The following is a 14,477-nucleotide window of genomic DNA, read 5'->3' as shown; positions in this document are numbered from 1 at the left end:
CCCGAACGGGATGGGCGTGGTGATTGCGGTGACGAGTCAGTATCATTCATTGTGATTCACGTCCATGTTTCTCGAAACCCTCTCGCCCGGAATCCTGGGGAACAAAATACAGCAAAAGGTCCTTGCCCTCGATGTCGTACTCCCGCCTGGTGATTGTCCCGGCGGGGAAAAGCTCCATCAATTTGGAAACCGATTCCTGGTCCGCCGGGTTGACGATAAAGAGCATCGCACGTGGATCGGACAACAATGCATCGAAGTCGTCCGCCCAGATGGCGTAGTCGCGATCCGGCTGACCGGCATTGATTCCCACCAATCGAGTGTCCATCCAGTAAGCGTAGGCGACGACGTAGGCAGTATCGTACGATCCCACCGATTCGGCAAAGCCCTCGATCACCTCGCCGGCGTCGCTTGTGTTCCACGACGCCCGGCGATATCCTTCTGCATATTCATCGAACACGAGCTGGTAATTCTCGACCGCCGCAACGAGCAGAAGCACCGAGATCGATACGAAACTGGCGATGACGTGCCGCCGCTCCTTTCCCAGTTTACGGAAGTAGGCCGGCACGGCCGCAAGGGCGATTCCCGCGATCACGAACGCCGGGACAAACGCACCGGCAGCCCGGTTTGTGGCCGGATTTTCGTTGGGGAAAGCGATCGACAGCGTCGAAGGCAGTTGGAGAAAGGGAATCGAGAGAATCATAAATAGATCAACCCAATTTCTTTCACGCACGTAGCGCACGAACACGAACACCAGCCCCAGAAGAAAAAGGGCCGCCGTGATCCAGTCCAGCGCAGGCCGGTGGGGAATCGAATTTACCCATACCTCACCATCATCCCACACAAACATCCCCAAACCCTTGATGACGTTCGAGGCGAATATTTTCAGCGGAGATACACCAATATCACGTTCAGTGTCTCCGACTCGCGTCAACGTGCGGAAGAACACCTCGTCCGGCCGTTCGATTGCTACCCGCAGCAGCGGCAGCGAAACCACCAAAGCGATAAAACCGATGGCTATCAGGCGTGAGATCAAAGCCCAACGTTGCCCGCGTGACTCACGCTGCAGCAAATACAGGGCTACGCCCAGCACAATCACGATGGGAATGACGCGCGCCGGACTGTACCCATGAAGTCCCAGTCCGACCGCCAGGCCGCACAACAGCAAATCGTTCAATCGGTTGCGGCGGATGCCGCGCACCAGATAGTACATCGCCGGCGCAACAAAGAGGGGATAGAGCGGGAAACGAAGGCCAACCCGGCTGATCACGTTCGGCCAATACCCGATACCTGCCAGCACCATCGCCGCCAGGCCGACCTCCCGACCCCCGACTTCCTTACCCAACAGGTAGATGTAGGGCAAGGTAAGTAAACCAGCGAGGACCGTGCCGATTTTCAACGTCATGTACGAAATGCCGGTGCCTAACCACTTCGCCGTCGCCGCGGCCACGTAGAACTGCATGGCCTCCCTTCCTGTGTTGCGGGGAAAGAAAATCGAGGTTTTTCCTGCCAGAACGTCCATGACATCGAGCAGTTTCTCCGCATGATCGCTGACCATTTCGGGCGGCAAGGAGTTCAAGTGAAGGATACGGAAATACGCCGAAAGCCCGAAACCAAGCAAAACGAGCAGCGACCATGTATCGATGGTAATTTTAAAATCCCGATGCGCCAGGTGATTCTTCCAACGCTCGAATGCAGGACGTAGGGAGAAATCCCCTTCCCAGAAAGCCATCAAAGCGGAAATCAACGCCGCTGACCAGAAAACCACGGTGGACAAACGGAAGGTGTCTTCACTCGAGGTGAGATACGTCAGCATGGAGAATATTACGGCAAACAACAGCGGCATCGGTCGAAAAGCGACGACGCTGGCCGTTCCCCGGACCGCCGGCAGCGGCTCGATGCGAAAATCTCCACGGATCAGCGAAAATGCGAGGATCGCAGCCGATACGATGAACAGATGGAGACTGATAAATATGAGGGCATAATGCCTGGTGGAACAGCAGTCGGGACTGGTCTTGATGGATTCGATGGTGAATTGTGCGATAACGGCGAGGATTAAAGCCAACGGAAATCGCAATTGAGACCACGCCGGCATTTCCACCGGTCTGGAGGCCGTTTCCCGCGGTGATAAAGGTGGACGGTGAGCGGGCGCCATCGCCTTCTCATCCGCAGTGGCCACCTTTTCCGGTATCGGGATGGGATTAAAACGCAGGATGGATTTCACCCAATCGAGGACCGTTGGTTCTTGAACTTGACCGCTGGGATCTTCGTGATTCGAAAGACTATTTCGTTTCTCTTCCATCATCGTTTGCGCACTTTGTAGAAACTATACGTACCGTCTTCGCTGGGACTCGCATCCGCGTAACGTCGAACGATGCGATCCGTCCATATCAGATTCCACCGCTGCGGAACGAGAATCCATTTCCCGGCAAGCCAGCGCGGGATCAAACACGGTGCACCAAAATAATGTCCCCATTCTAATGCATGTAGGGAAGAAGGGGGAAAGTACCGAAAAGTCTGTTCGATTTCGAAACCTGCGCGAGAAAGCAGCTCACCCCACTGCTGCTCATCATAAAGATTGTAGGTCCTGGACATCCACATGAAATATCGTTCGTATGCATCTCCCAGGGCACCGAGACGCAGCCGCCGAAGAAATTGGGGGAAGCTGAGGCGATCTCGATAGCCCGGATTTGGAACCGTGAACACGAACAACGCACCAGGCCGCAGCACCCGGGCAGTCTCCGCAAGAACGGATTCCAGATACGGCATGTGCTCCAGAACGGAATTGCTCAAGGCGCTGGCAAACGACTCGTCCGGGAAAGGCAGCTGGCTTCCGTTGGCCTGCGTGATCGCACGATAAGCCCCGCGAGACTGCGCCTCTCGGATCGAAGGTAAGTGAAGATCGATACCCCAATCGATGGCTTGATCCAATGCGACGGATGCAAAATGACCGTCACCGCAGCCTACGTCGAGTATCGGGTGAGCGAGTTCGACACCCTGAAACAATTCGGCTTCAACCGCTCGCAGGATCGAGCGGAAATACGGTAACTCACGTAAATGCGCACCAAGAAAATCTTTTTCCATCCGCTCTACGAATCCTCGCCACTCGAAAGCAGCCGTCGGAACAGCATTTCGTACTCCTCTGCGACGTGCGCTGAACCAAAACGTTGAGTCAATACGTCGGATTCGCAGAGATATTTCCCGGGCGAGTCAAGTATGTCCACGATGGCTTCTGCCAGTGCCCTGGAATCGCCCGCCGGAAACACCCGGCCCATTCCGGTCTGCTTCACGGGCTGGCGTATTCCCGGCAAGTCACTGGCGATGACCGGCGTACCCAGAAATATAGATTCGACCTGGACCATCCCGAAACTCTCCGTGGAATTCAAACTCGGCAACACCGTCAAATCACAAAGTGAAAAGAACGCCGCCAGTTCGTCTTGCGAAAGCGATCCGGCGAACAGCCAATGTTCTCCCAGTTCGTCAATCAAGGGCTGCAGGCGGCGTGCATACGCTTCCTCACCGATCACATTTCGATATTGCCCTGCATAAATTACACGCGCCCTCGGCCAGCGCGTCAAGACCTGCGGGAGTGCTCGCGCCAGTACCTGCGCTCCTTTTTCCGTAGCCAATCGTGCGGCCATACCGATGATTTGCTGCCCATCCTGTATATTCCAACGCGATTTTAAATCCTTCACGATATCCGCATCCACCTGCGACACTTCGATCGGCGGTGGGATGACCTGTAATTTCCCCAGGAAGCGCCGCAGGAATCGCGATTCTTCCGCGTAATCCCGCGTGTTCGTGACCACGACGTCCGAGAGCGTTGCCGAGACGGTATTGGCGAAGCGGGAAGCCTGGCTGGCAAGCCAGTTGACCGGCGACGGTGGTAGATTCAAATCGCAATGATAGGTGAGCACAACAGGTTTCCGAAAGAATTTTGCCAAAGCGGCAAAAAAAGCAGCGTCCAGTTGTGGCACGTGCAGATGGACGATGTCGTGTTTGGGAATCAACCGCATCGCCCAGTAGGGGATGGTGGGCATGAGCGGACCTTTGCTTACCGTAAACGCGACGTTGATCCGCCGGACCTGAACCCCATTCATCGATTCGAGAGAAGCCAGATTCCGGTCGTAACGCGAAGTCAGGATCGTCACGTCGTGTCCTCTGGCGGCCAGCGATCTGGACAATCTTTCCGTATAGACGGTCAGACCGGAGAAATGGGGGCGATAGTAATACAGACTGGTCAGGATACGCATTCATTCCACCGGTTTCTTCGCCTGGATGAGAAAACGCTCACGTGCTTGGAGCAGGATTTGCCATATCGTATCGCCCTCGCCGATGAAAGCAAGCGCACCGATCGCAGATGAGATCAGGTAGACCATTGCATGCAGGATTAGAGTAACTGCAAGCGCCTGGCCATCAGGCACATGAAAAGCCGATAACGCCAAAACACCCGCCGCCTCGAACACGCCGATGTAGCCCGGCGATGAGGGAATCGCGACGCCCAGCATTGTGATGGTAAGCATGAAAAAGGCCCAGTGAATCTGCCCCTGCGGAACGATCGATACCAAAACAAACCAGTATTGCATTCCTGCCAAAAACCAACTGATCAAGAGTAAACCCAGACTCAGGAGAATGATTCGCGGGCTGCGCAGCGTCATCAAACCTTCCCTGAAGCGATCGAAGTGCACGCCCCATCGTTTTCTTCCTCCCGGGAGGAAATCGATCAGCCGGAAAACGATTTTGGGATAGCGAAGAAGCAGGAACAATCCGAGCACCGCGAAGACGATCACGCCGATCGCAAAAAAAGCACTGCGTGAGACGCCCGGAATTCCAACCGCAAAGGGGATCAACGCGGCAAAGAAGCCGAGCGCAATGATGATGTCGTAGAGTCTTTCGACGAATATCGAGGCGAGAACCCCTTGAGCGGTCATCGTGGGTCTTCGTCCAAGCAGGATGGCCCGACCGAATTCTCCCAAACGCCAGGGAAGAACGTTGTTGATCAGATATCCTTGATTCAACACCGTAAACACACGCCACAGCGGAACCGGCTGCTGCAGGAGAACGCGCCAGGCAGCGACGCGAACAAACATCGAAAGTAAAAATGTCACCAACGCCAGGTACAGGAAAGGTAACCGAACGGTTTTGAGCGCATCTTCCAACGCCTCGAAGCCGGCCCACCGGAAGGCAAGCAGTAATGCAGCCGCACTGATGCCCAGACCGATGAACAAACCGATGTACGTCCGGGGAGATCGTTTTCTCATCCGGACACCAATTGTTTCGAGATAACTTCCGCCGTCCTTCGAAAGGAAGGGCTCATTCTTCCCCCAATCGAAGTACGGCCATGAAAGCATCCTGCGGGATATCGATGTTGCCGACCCGCTTGAGACGCTTCTTGCCGCGTTTCTGATTTTCGAGCAATTTTCTCTTCCGCGTGACGTCTCCTCCGTAGCATTTCGCCAGGACGTTTTTCCGCAGCGCACTGATGTTCGTCCGCGCGATCACGCGTCCACCCGCAGCAGCTTGAATGGGAACGGCGAACTGCTGCCTGGGAATGAGTTTCTGCAGTTTCGCCACCAACGCTTTCCCCTTGGCATACGCCGTGCTTCGATGTGCGATCAAAGCCAGCGCATCCACGGGTTCGTTGTTGATCAGGATTTCCAGCTTGACCAGATCCCCGGCCCGATACCCGAGGAATTGATAATCCAACGAGGCGTATCCCTGCGTACGGGATTTCAGTACATCGAAAAAATCCACGATCATTTCAGCCAACGGAAGATCGAAGTGCAGTACGATGCGATCGGCCGTGGGAAATTCTTGCTCGACGAATTCACCGCGGCGTGCAGAGACCAGTTCCGAAATGGCGCCGTAGTAACGTTCCGGTGAAAACACCTGCATGCGCATCCATGGTTCGCGGATTTCTTCGATTTCACCAATCTCCGGCAGCTCGGCAGGAGAAGCCACGCGCATTACGTCCCCATTCCGTAGTACAACTTCGTATTCGACCGATGGAGCCGTTGCGATCATGCTGACATCATGTTCGCGTTCAAGGCGCTCCTGCACGATGTCCATATGGAACAGCCCCAGAAAGCCGCAGCGAAATCCGAAATTCAGCGCCTGCGAAGTCTCGGGTTCGAACACCAATGCGGCATCGTTGAGCTGCAGTTTTTCGATGGCTTGCTTGAGATTGTGATATTCCTCCCCTTCGCTGGGATAGAAACCGGCGAAGACCATCGGTTTCGGCAAACGATAGCCGGGCAGCGATTCCTTCGCGGGGTTCTGCGCCAGGGTCATCGTATCACCCACACGGCATTCACGCAGCGATTTCAATCCCGTTGCGACGTACCCGACCTGGCCCACGGCGAGGGACGAAGTTTTCGTCATGTTAGGGGTAAAGATGCCCACTTCCATCGGCGTGAGATTGGTGCCCGATGCCATCAATCGAATTTCATCTTCCACTTTCAGTGATCCGTCGACGACGCGGATGTAGGCGACGACGCCTTTGTAGGAGTCGTAGTGCGAATCGAAGATGAGCGCCCGCAGCGTTCGATCATGTTGCGATGACGGCGCGGGCACCCTGGTGATGACCGCATCGATGACTGCATGGATGTTTTCACCTTGTTTGGCCGAAATCTGCAAAATATCTTCCTTCGGCGTCCCGAGCAAGGCGTGTATTTCATCCGCGATCTCTTCCGGACGCGCTGCCTGTAAATCGATCTTGTTGATCACCGGGATGATTTCGAGATTCGAATCGAGCGCCAGATACAAATTGGCCAGGGTTTGCGCCTCGATCCCCTGGCTGGCATCCACGACCAGGATCGCGCCTTCACACGCAGCCATGGCGCGGCTGACTTCGTAGCCGAAGTCCACGTGCCCCGGTGTGTCGATCAGGTTGAGCGTGTACGAATTTCCATCCGGCGTTTCATATTCCATACGTACGGCGGATGCTTTGATCGTCACGCCCTTTTCGCGCTCCAAATCCATACTATCCAGGACTTGATCCGTCATCTCCCGATCGGGAATAGTGTGGGTAAGCTGCAGCAGCCGATCGGCCAGAGTGGATTTTCCGTGATCGATATGGGCGATGATGCAGAAATTACGGAGATTTTCCGTACTCATCGGACGATATTACCGCGGGTAGTTTCAATGATGATCATCGAGAAGGTAGTATAACCGAGAGGCACTCAGGGGGACAGTATTACGAGACGAGAAAGGAGAATGGAGCCGCGGGATCCAATGATTTGAACGTTGACTGCGCGCAAAGAAAATAATTTCGCAGAAACAAACAGCCCAAGAACAGCTCAATCGTATTGAAAGAGGTCCGCCGGGATCTCGAATTCCGCCGAGTGAATATCATTTCTGCACCAGAAGAGAAATTCGACGTTGCCCTTGGGTCCTCGCAGGGGAGATTGCATCACGCCCAGCGGCGCCAATCCAAGCTCGCATGCGGATGCAATCACGTCCTCGACAACCCGGCGGTGGACCGCCGCGTCACGCACGACCCCGCGTTTGCCAACAACTTTCTTCCCCGCTTCAAACTGCGGCTTGATGAGGGCGATTAAATCCGCCCGGGGTGCAAGCCAGCCGCAGACGACGGGAAGCAAGGTGCGCAAGGAAATGAAAGAAGCGTCGATCGTCGCCAAATCTACGGCTTCGGGGAGCGATTTCAATTTGCGCGCGTTGGTTTTTTCCATGACCACGACGCGGGGATCCTTGCGTACGCGCCAATGCAGTAAGCCTTTGCCGACATCGATGGCGTATACTCTCGCGGCGCCGTATTGCAGCAAACAGTCGGTAAATCCACCCGTCGAAGCGCCGACGTCGGCGCAGACCCTGTCACCGACCTCGACCGGAAACCGCTCCAGGGCTGCCGCCAATTTCTTCCCGCCACGGGAGACGAACTGCGGCAGCGATTCGATCTCGATCTGCGCGTCGTTGGCCACGCGGCGCGAGGGTTTGTGGATCACCTGCCCATCGACGCGAACCTGGCCGGCCATGATCAATCTCTGCGCTTGAGATCGACTCTCGGCCAGGCCTTTGTCCGCCAGGATGACGTCGATGCGTTCCTGCCTGCTCATATCCTGATTGTACACAACTTATCATTCAACTTCGTAATTACTTGCTTGTGTATATGGTTCCTGCTATCATCGCAGCCATGATTAAATCCATCCTGAAAACAATGCGCCCAAAACAATGGCCGAAAAATGGTTTCATTTTCGCCGCACTCATTTTTGACAAGCAGATTTTCGATCTGGAACCGCTGCTAACGACCATCGCCGGTTTTTTCCTGCTCGGTGTTGGTGCCAGCGCGGTCTATTTCATAAACGATCTCGCGGATCTGGAACAAGATCGTCTTCACCCCACGAAACGCTACCGACCGCTAGCCTCGGGTCAGCTATCGTTGACGGCAGGTCGAGTTACCGCAGTCATACTGCTCGTCGTTGCGCTCGGTGCAGGTTTCGCGCTCAACACCTCATTCGGTATCGTCATCTCGATCTATCTGATCATGAATTTCTTTTATTCCTTTTGGCTCAAACACGTACCCATCATCGATGTTCTCGTACTCGCCTCGGGTTTCGTGTTGCGAGTCGGCGCCGGCGTAGCGTTGATCACCACCGAGCGTTTCTCTCCGTGGCTTTACGTCTGCACCAGCCTGCTGGCTCTTTTCATCGGATTGGGCAAACGCCGCTCGGAATTGGTTCTGCTCGCCGAGGGCGCGAACTCTCATCGGCGGGTTTTTGACCGCTATACCGTAGCCTTTCTCGACCAACTGATCATCATCGTTTCGAGCACCACGATCATCGCCTATTCGCTCTATACGTTCTCGGCCGAAAATCTCCCCACAAACCACCTCATGATGTTGACCATTCCGTTCGTCATCTATGGCGTATTCCGCTATCTCTATCTGGTCAACATCGAAGACGCCGGCGGCGCACCGGAAGAACTCGTGTTTTCCGACATGCCCCTCCTGGCGACAATCGTCCTCTGGGGAATTTCATCCGCAGGAATTCTCTACTTGGGATCATGACGCGGGCAAGCGCTTCAGGCAAATTCATTCTCTTTGGAGAACACGCGGTCGTCTACGGACAACCAGCGATCGCATTCCCACTGCGCCAGCTGCGCGCCAACGCGCAGATCCGACAACTCCCGGATCAAGCGCATGATCGTGTCCACCTCATCGCCCCGGACGTCAATTTCGATATGTGGCTACACGAAGCCGACAGGGATGACCCGCTGCGTAAAATCACCCAGCTGACGCTGGAAGAACTCCACGTTCGTTCATTTCCGGCCATCGAAATACGCATCTCGGCGGAGATTCCCGTCGCTTCCGGACTCGGCTCGGGTGCCGCCGTCTCGACGGCGGTTTTGCGCGCGCTCTGCCGGCATTTCAATCATCCACTCGAGCTGTCACGCCAATCGGAGTTGGTTTACGAAGTAGAAAAGATCCACCACGGCACGCCTTCGGGAATCGATAACACGGTCATCGTTTACGATCAGGCGGTCTATTTCGTCCGCGGGCGTCAGCCGGAACGTATTTCGATCGGCGGTGAATTTTCCTTCATTCTCGCCGACACCGGCCTGCCTTCGAACACCGGCGAGATCGTCGCCAAGGTACGACAGACCTGGGAAAGGGATCGGGCATCGTTTGACGAAATCTTTCAAGAGATCGGTCAGATCACCCGAAACGCCCGGACGGCCATCGCAGGTGGAGACGTTTCTGCATTGGGCAATTTGATGGACCAGAATCAGGAAAAGCTCGAGGCTTTGGGCGTCAGCTCCAAGACGATCGAAAAACTGCTTTCTGCGGCAAGGGATTGCGGCGCCTGTGGTGCGAAGCTATCCGGTGCAGGCGTTGGTGGTATCATCGTTGTACTCATCCAACCTGCCGCTGCTTATGCCGTCACAGAAGCCTTGCGCGCCGCCGGCGCTGTATGGATACGTATGACGAGGGTATGATCATGATCTTCCTCAAATTGGGTGGCTCGTTGATCACGGAAAAAGGCCAGGCGCAGACGGTCAGGTACCTCATCCTGGAACGCACGGCGATGGAAATCGCCCGAGCGCTGCGGAAAAAACCAGACCTGCGTATTCTGATTGGCCATGGATCCGGATCGTTCGGACACGTAGCAGCGGCGCGATACGCCACGAATCGCGGCGCTTCGACAACCGCTGAGTGGCTGGGTTTCGCCGAAGTATGGGCAGCGGCCCAACGTCTGAACCGTTTCGTGGTCGATGCTTTCTTGAACGAAAAGCTGCCCGCGCTGACGTTTCCCCCTTCTGCAAGTGTCGTCAGCGCTGCTGGAGAGATTCGGGAAATGGCTTACCAACCCATCGCACAGGCAGCCGAAGCGGGCCTGCTGCCGATCATTTATGGCGACGTAGCCTTCGATCGCGAACAAGGCGCGGCGATCGTCTCCACGGAGACAGTCTTCGCTTATCTGGCACAGCATCTACGTCCATCGCGCGTTCTCATCGCAGGCATCGAATCCGGCGTCTATGCCGATTTCCCGAAGTCGAAGAAAATTCTGCCTTCGATCAAAGCAGAAGACCTGGACAAGATCGACATGGAAACCACTCAGGCAGCCGACGTGACCGGCGGTATGCGCGGGAAAGTGGAAGCTGCGCTGACCATCGCCAGTTTGAGCCCACAAATTGAAGTGCGGATATTTTCGGGTGAGGAACCCGGGTCGATAGAGGATACACTCTTGGGGGCGACACCAGGCACCCTCGTGAAGTCGAATTAGGGAAATACGGCCCTACGTTTGCCGATCGACTGAATCGAACAATCTGATGGAACTTAAATTAACGGATCGAGATGTCTGGCTGAGCACGCTGGTCTTCGGCGGAATCGGAATTCTCTTGACGCTCCCACTTTTGTCTTTGTATTCGGATGGACGCTTCATGAACGCGGCCAGATCCACCGCCCTCAGTTCGGCCGCCTTCTGGGGAATCATGTCCTTGGTACTGATGGGACGTTTCTGGGACATCTATTATCACTACATCTACCCGGATTGGATGCGTTCGATCCGTCTCTCAAACGTGCTGCTTTACGCCGCAATCGGGTTGGGAATGTGGAAGCTTGCTTTCATTTTTGAAAATCAACTGGTTCTCGCTTTCTGTGTCTTCGGTGGATTGGAAGGGGTCGCTGAACATATCTTTGCCGTCTTTGGACTGCACGTGCTGGAGAAAGTACCCTTCCTTCGAGGATTGAAACCTTTTCCCGTTATCTTGTTTTCATTCTTCGAATACATCGTCTACTGGTCCGTCGTCGCATGGATGGCGCTAGGTCTCGCCTACCTCCTTCCGTTGTTGACCGATTGAAACAGAAACGGGACGGCGAATCGCCGTCCCGTCCAAATTTCCAGTTGTAACCGGATTTTCGGATCGAAATCCGCTCGTAATGATTAACCTTCTGGGCTTGGGGTAAAATCTACGCTGATCACCGGAATCCCGCTTTCCTCACCAAAAAACGTGACGGCACCGCTCCATACCCAACCGTCCTTACCCTGATCGATACGCCGGATGTACCACCAGGTCGGCGGATTATAGTCCGAATTTTCGTAGCGTCCGATGACTTCGCCCCGTTGTCCCTCGAGGAAATAGTCGACGAACGCAAAAGATTCATCAGGCCCTTCCCGCACGTAGGCATTGTAGTCAGCTTCCACGAAAGGAGGCCCCTGCGTCGCGGTCGGAGTCGATGTCGGCCCAGGAGGGGTTGCCGTCGCGGTTGGAGGCTCGGGTGTCGGCGGCAGCGTTTGAACGGTTGCTGCGCGCGTGAGATCGGCGAGAGCCTCCGCCGTAGCAATCACATCCTCAGCCGAACGCGTCGCTGTCCCTGCACCGATTCCTGAACACGCCCCAAGGAGGCTCGCCAACAAGACGAGAATCCCCAGGAAAGCATTCCGCGACATCATCAACCACTCCTTTTGAGTCAATTTTCATCTCGCGAGTCTTGCCGGAAAAACAAAAAATCGACATCCGTGTAAAATGCCAGCGTTGAGTATACCGCATCCCTGACCTTCCGTCATAGAGCTACTTTCGGTCATGGTACAACCGTCCTCTGACACACTTCATCGCCCAAATGCTATGATGGTTGCGTATGGGAGGCGCTTCGGATACCATTATAAGCGCCATGACGGAAAAGGCGCAGAAGACCGAAAAGAAAGCGAAACGAGCCACTTCAGGGGGAGAAAACGCAGAATATCAAGAGGCATTGGATTGGCTCGAGCGTGCGCGAGAGAAATTCCTCTCCGCGGCGATCGCGTTCTGTGACGGGTCGATCAGCGAAGGACAATTGAGAGCCGCCAGGGAACTCCTTCGCGAATGGGAACAACGCGTCTCCAAGATGGAAGGTGAAGAGGCGGCGCCCTTCATCGACGAAGAACCTTCCACGATGCACCCCTTACCTCCGGATGTCGTCACAACCGATTCGATGAGCGAGCCTGCGATCGAAGAAAACGCGCCTATCGACGAAGATTTACCACAGGACCTAAAGCAGCGTCTTGCCGCTCTCGAACTAAAAATCAACCGGCTTGAACAAGATTACCAGCAAGGCAGAATAAACGCTTCCCAATATCGGGCGGTACGGCGTCATTACATGCAGCAGCGCGAAGTGGCGCTTCGCATGAGTAAAATGCATCCGGAAAGCGACCGTTGGCAGGTCGTGCTGGAAGAGGGGAAGACCAGCTACCTGATGCAGCTCAACGAGGCCACCTGCCACTCGGTAGGACTGTACAAGATCAATTCCCGGGAGCGTATATTCGTCGAGGGGGATATGCCCGAGCCTGCTGAAGACGCGATGGGATTATTGGGCACGTTCGGTTCCGCCGAAGAAGAAGGAAAGACATCGCGTATGTTCGCAACGCAAATCGACGACGGTTCGACGTTGCTGCTCATCCCCGGTAAAAGAACAGTTTGTCTCGGCGTTTTCTCGCAATCACCTCCCGCCTGGCAAGTGCGTGCCCTGCGTGAAGTACATCGCAATTTTGAAGTCGTCAATCACACCGCACTGGAAAATGACAGCCTCGATAAGCTGATCTTTCCAGACCTCACACGCTTCATCAAAGAAAACGCGTAGATTCTCCATTTCAAGCTGAATTTCGACTACAATAGATCATCGCGCATACCCAGCAGTCGATCATGGCCGCAAACGATGTCTTTTCCATTTTTCAATTCTCCCTGCTCGTATCCTTCGCCGCGGTGATTTCTCCCGGCCCGGTTACGGCAGCGATACTGAGCGAGGCGCCCCGTAAAGGTTGGCGCTCGGGACCCCTCATCGCCTTCGGACACTCTGTTTTGGAACTCGCAATCCTTGTTTTGATCAGCTTCGGTCTTTCCGTTGTGATGCGCACCACGATGGTGCTTGTGGCGATTTCGATCGGCGGAAGTTTGCTCTTGTTCTGGATCGGAAGCCGCTACATCCTAACGGTGTGGAAGAAAGAAGTACAGCTTCCACAACCGGGCCGAACTCCTGCGGCGAGATCATCCCAGGCGCTCGTCGCCCTGGGAATGATCACCACGCTGGCCAATCCATTCTGGTACGTATGGTGGGTCACCGTTGCTGCGGGTTACCTCACACAGGCAAAAGCGATCAGCGCAGCAGCAGTCGCCGCGTTTTACCTGGGTCACATCAGCGCAGATTTCGCCTGGGACACAGCCCTCGCCACGGCAACGAGCAGTGGACGGCGCTGGTTGAGCGAGCGGGCATATCAGTTTCTGATTTTGATCACCGGCGGCTTTATGACCTATCTGGGCGCTCGATATCTTGCCAACGCGCTGAGTATGATGTAGGGTGTTTAAATGCCTCGATCGGGTGGGAACTGAGTAGAGCACAAGTCGATGGAAACGATTGTCGTCAGTCAAGACGCACAGGAAAGAGACATGATCGCATTCATCCTGCGCCAGGCGGGGATGAAGGTCATACAGAAGACAGAAACCAACTCAGTGATTGCCAATTGGACAGAAGCGCCGGCGGCGCTGCTGGTAATCGTGAGTACGAACAGCGAACGCACAATCAACGATTTGAAATCCTTCCGCGGATTGAGCGAGGTCCCCATTATCGTTATCGCCGAATCGCTGTCCAATACCCGCACTGTGGACATGCTCAAAGCCGGCGCCGACCTCGTTTTGCCCATACCGGTCCATCCCAGCTTGTTGGCCGCCTATGCCCACGCGCTGCTTCGTAGAACACGTGCGGCGCCCTTGCTGGCCACACCGATGTTGGACCTGGAAACGATCGCCCTCAACCCCTCTACGCGCAGTGTTCGGGTGCACGGAAAGGAGGCACAGCGGCTCACCCAGTTGGAATTCCAACTGCTCTACGTTCTTATGACCAATCGCGGATTGGCGATCCCGACCGATGTACTCGTCGAGCGTGTGTGGGGTTATAGCGATAAAGGGAACCGCGAATTGGTCCGTGGACTCGTCAGCCGATTACGGGCGAAGATCGAGCACGATCCTTCGTCGCCCGAATTCATCCATAC

The 14,477-nt window shown here is 55.2% G+C and carries 14 protein-coding genes; 7 read left to right on the top strand and 7 right to left on the bottom strand.

Annotated elements, in window-relative coordinates:
• Positions 1-46 precede the first annotated feature (46 nt).
• The 6 genes from P8Z34_14540 to P8Z34_14515 all read right to left on the bottom strand — a co-directional run bounded on the left by P8Z34_14540 (position 47) and on the right by P8Z34_14515 (position 8,072).
• The gene (locus tag P8Z34_14540) at positions 47-2,299 is read right to left on the bottom strand and encodes a glycosyltransferase family 39 protein (protein MEJ2551890.1); all 2,253 of its coding nucleotides are present in this window, start codon (positions 2,297-2,299) and stop codon (positions 47-49) included.
• Positions 2,299-3,081, bottom strand: coding sequence for a class I SAM-dependent methyltransferase (locus P8Z34_14535; protein MEJ2551889.1), 783 nt, complete (start codon positions 3,079-3,081; stop codon positions 2,299-2,301). The genes P8Z34_14540 and P8Z34_14535 overlap by 1 nt, the downstream gene beginning before the upstream one ends.
• Before the next feature lie 5 nt (positions 3,082-3,086).
• Positions 3,087-4,250 (bottom strand): glycosyltransferase family 4 protein, encoded by a 1,164-nt coding sequence (locus tag P8Z34_14530; protein MEJ2551888.1) that lies wholly within the window; start codon positions 4,248-4,250, stop codon positions 3,087-3,089.
• Positions 4,251-5,258, bottom strand: coding sequence for a lysylphosphatidylglycerol synthase transmembrane domain-containing protein (locus tag P8Z34_14525; protein MEJ2551887.1), 1,008 nt, complete (start codon positions 5,256-5,258; stop codon positions 4,251-4,253). It lies immediately after the preceding gene.
• Positions 5,259-5,310: 52 nt separating this feature from the next.
• Positions 5,311-7,113, bottom strand: coding sequence for a translation elongation factor 4 (lepA, locus tag P8Z34_14520; protein ID MEJ2551886.1), 1,803 nt, complete (start codon positions 7,111-7,113; stop codon positions 5,311-5,313).
• A 182-nt stretch (positions 7,114-7,295) separates the two neighbouring features.
• On the bottom strand, positions 7,296-8,072 hold the full coding sequence (locus P8Z34_14515) for a TlyA family RNA methyltransferase (protein MEJ2551885.1): 777 nt from the start codon (positions 8,070-8,072) through the stop codon (positions 7,296-7,298).
• 77 nt (positions 8,073-8,149) lie between these two features.
• On the opposite strand from P8Z34_14515, the gene P8Z34_14510 reads away from it, so the two are divergent.
• From P8Z34_14510 to P8Z34_14495, 4 genes are read left to right on the top strand one after another with little or no spacing between them, the layout of a single operon-like run.
• Entirely contained in the window at positions 8,150-9,022 is an 873-nt protein-coding gene (locus P8Z34_14510; GenBank protein MEJ2551884.1) for a decaprenyl-phosphate phosphoribosyltransferase, read from the top strand.
• Positions 9,019-9,951, top strand: coding sequence for a mevalonate kinase (mvk, locus tag P8Z34_14505; protein MEJ2551883.1), 933 nt, complete (start codon positions 9,019-9,021; stop codon positions 9,949-9,951). Before P8Z34_14510 ends, mvk begins: the two co-directional genes overlap by 4 nt.
• Before the next feature lie 2 nt (positions 9,952-9,953).
• A complete protein-coding gene (locus P8Z34_14500) occupies positions 9,954-10,739 on the top strand; it encodes an isopentenyl phosphate kinase (GenBank protein MEJ2551882.1) in 786 nt (261 codons plus the stop codon).
• Between the two features lie 46 nt (positions 10,740-10,785).
• Positions 10,786-11,316: a hypothetical protein gene (locus tag P8Z34_14495; protein ID MEJ2551881.1), complete on the top strand. Its 531-nt coding sequence runs from the start codon at positions 10,786-10,788 to the stop codon at positions 11,314-11,316.
• A gap of 83 nt (positions 11,317-11,399) precedes the next feature.
• Here P8Z34_14495 and P8Z34_14490 read toward each other — a convergent pair whose 3' ends face one another.
• The gene (locus P8Z34_14490; GenBank protein ID MEJ2551880.1) at positions 11,400-11,909 is read right to left on the bottom strand and encodes an SH3 domain-containing protein; all 510 of its coding nucleotides are present in this window, start codon (positions 11,907-11,909) and stop codon (positions 11,400-11,402) included.
• A gap of 218 nt (positions 11,910-12,127) precedes the next feature.
• On the opposite strand from P8Z34_14490, the gene P8Z34_14485 reads away from it, so the two are divergent.
• The 3 genes from P8Z34_14485 to P8Z34_14475 all read left to right on the top strand — a co-directional run.
• Positions 12,128-13,072, top strand: a complete 945-nt coding sequence (locus P8Z34_14485; protein MEJ2551879.1) for a hypothetical protein — start codon at positions 12,128-12,130, stop codon at positions 13,070-13,072.
• Positions 13,073-13,134: 62 nt separating this feature from the next.
• A complete protein-coding gene (locus P8Z34_14480; protein ID MEJ2551878.1) occupies positions 13,135-13,785 on the top strand; it encodes a LysE family transporter in 651 nt (216 codons plus the stop codon).
• A gap of 48 nt (positions 13,786-13,833) precedes the next feature.
• Positions 13,834-14,477: winged helix-turn-helix domain-containing protein (locus tag P8Z34_14475; GenBank protein MEJ2551877.1), on the top strand; the 644-nt coding region annotated here is incomplete at its 3' end.

It is taken from the genome of Anaerolineales bacterium (genome assembly GCA_037382465.1).
GTDB lineage: Bacteria > Chloroflexota > Anaerolineae > Anaerolineales > E44-bin32 > WVZH01.
Note: the sequence above shows the minus strand (reverse complement) of the source record. Positions and strands in the feature narration are given on the sequence as shown.

Excerpts from the sequence above, each read along its gene's own strand:
- P8Z34_14500 (MEJ2551882.1), top strand. The coding sequence starts at position 9,954 with ATGATCTTCCTCAAATTGGGTGGCTCGTTGATCACGGAAAAAGGCCAG.
- P8Z34_14480 (MEJ2551878.1), top strand. The coding sequence starts at position 13,135 with ATGGCCGCAAACGATGTCTTTTCCATTTTTCAATTCTCCCTGCTCGTA.
- lepA (MEJ2551886.1), bottom strand. The coding sequence starts at position 7,113 with ATGAGTACGGAAAATCTCCGTAATTTCTGCATCATCGCCCATATCGAT.
- P8Z34_14485 (MEJ2551879.1), top strand. The coding sequence starts at position 12,128 with ATGACGGAAAAGGCGCAGAAGACCGAAAAGAAAGCGAAACGAGCCACT.
- P8Z34_14535 (MEJ2551889.1), bottom strand. The coding sequence starts at position 3,081 with ATGGAAAAAGATTTTCTTGGTGCGCATTTACGTGAGTTACCGTATTTC.
- P8Z34_14530 (MEJ2551888.1), bottom strand. The coding sequence starts at position 4,250 with ATGCGTATCCTGACCAGTCTGTATTACTATCGCCCCCATTTCTCCGGT.
- mvk (MEJ2551883.1), top strand. The coding sequence starts at position 9,019 with ATGACGCGGGCAAGCGCTTCAGGCAAATTCATTCTCTTTGGAGAACAC.
- P8Z34_14540 (MEJ2551890.1), bottom strand. The coding sequence starts at position 2,299 with ATGGAAGAGAAACGAAATAGTCTTTCGAATCACGAAGATCCCAGCGGT.
- P8Z34_14490 (MEJ2551880.1), bottom strand. The coding sequence starts at position 11,909 with ATGATGTCGCGGAATGCTTTCCTGGGGATTCTCGTCTTGTTGGCGAGC.
- P8Z34_14525 (MEJ2551887.1), bottom strand. The coding sequence starts at position 5,258 with ATGAGAAAACGATCTCCCCGGACGTACATCGGTTTGTTCATCGGTCTG.
- P8Z34_14515 (MEJ2551885.1), bottom strand. The coding sequence starts at position 8,072 with ATGAGCAGGCAGGAACGCATCGACGTCATCCTGGCGGACAAAGGCCTG.
- P8Z34_14510 (MEJ2551884.1), top strand. The coding sequence starts at position 8,150 with ATGATTAAATCCATCCTGAAAACAATGCGCCCAAAACAATGGCCGAAA.
- P8Z34_14495 (MEJ2551881.1), top strand. The coding sequence starts at position 10,786 with ATGGAACTTAAATTAACGGATCGAGATGTCTGGCTGAGCACGCTGGTC.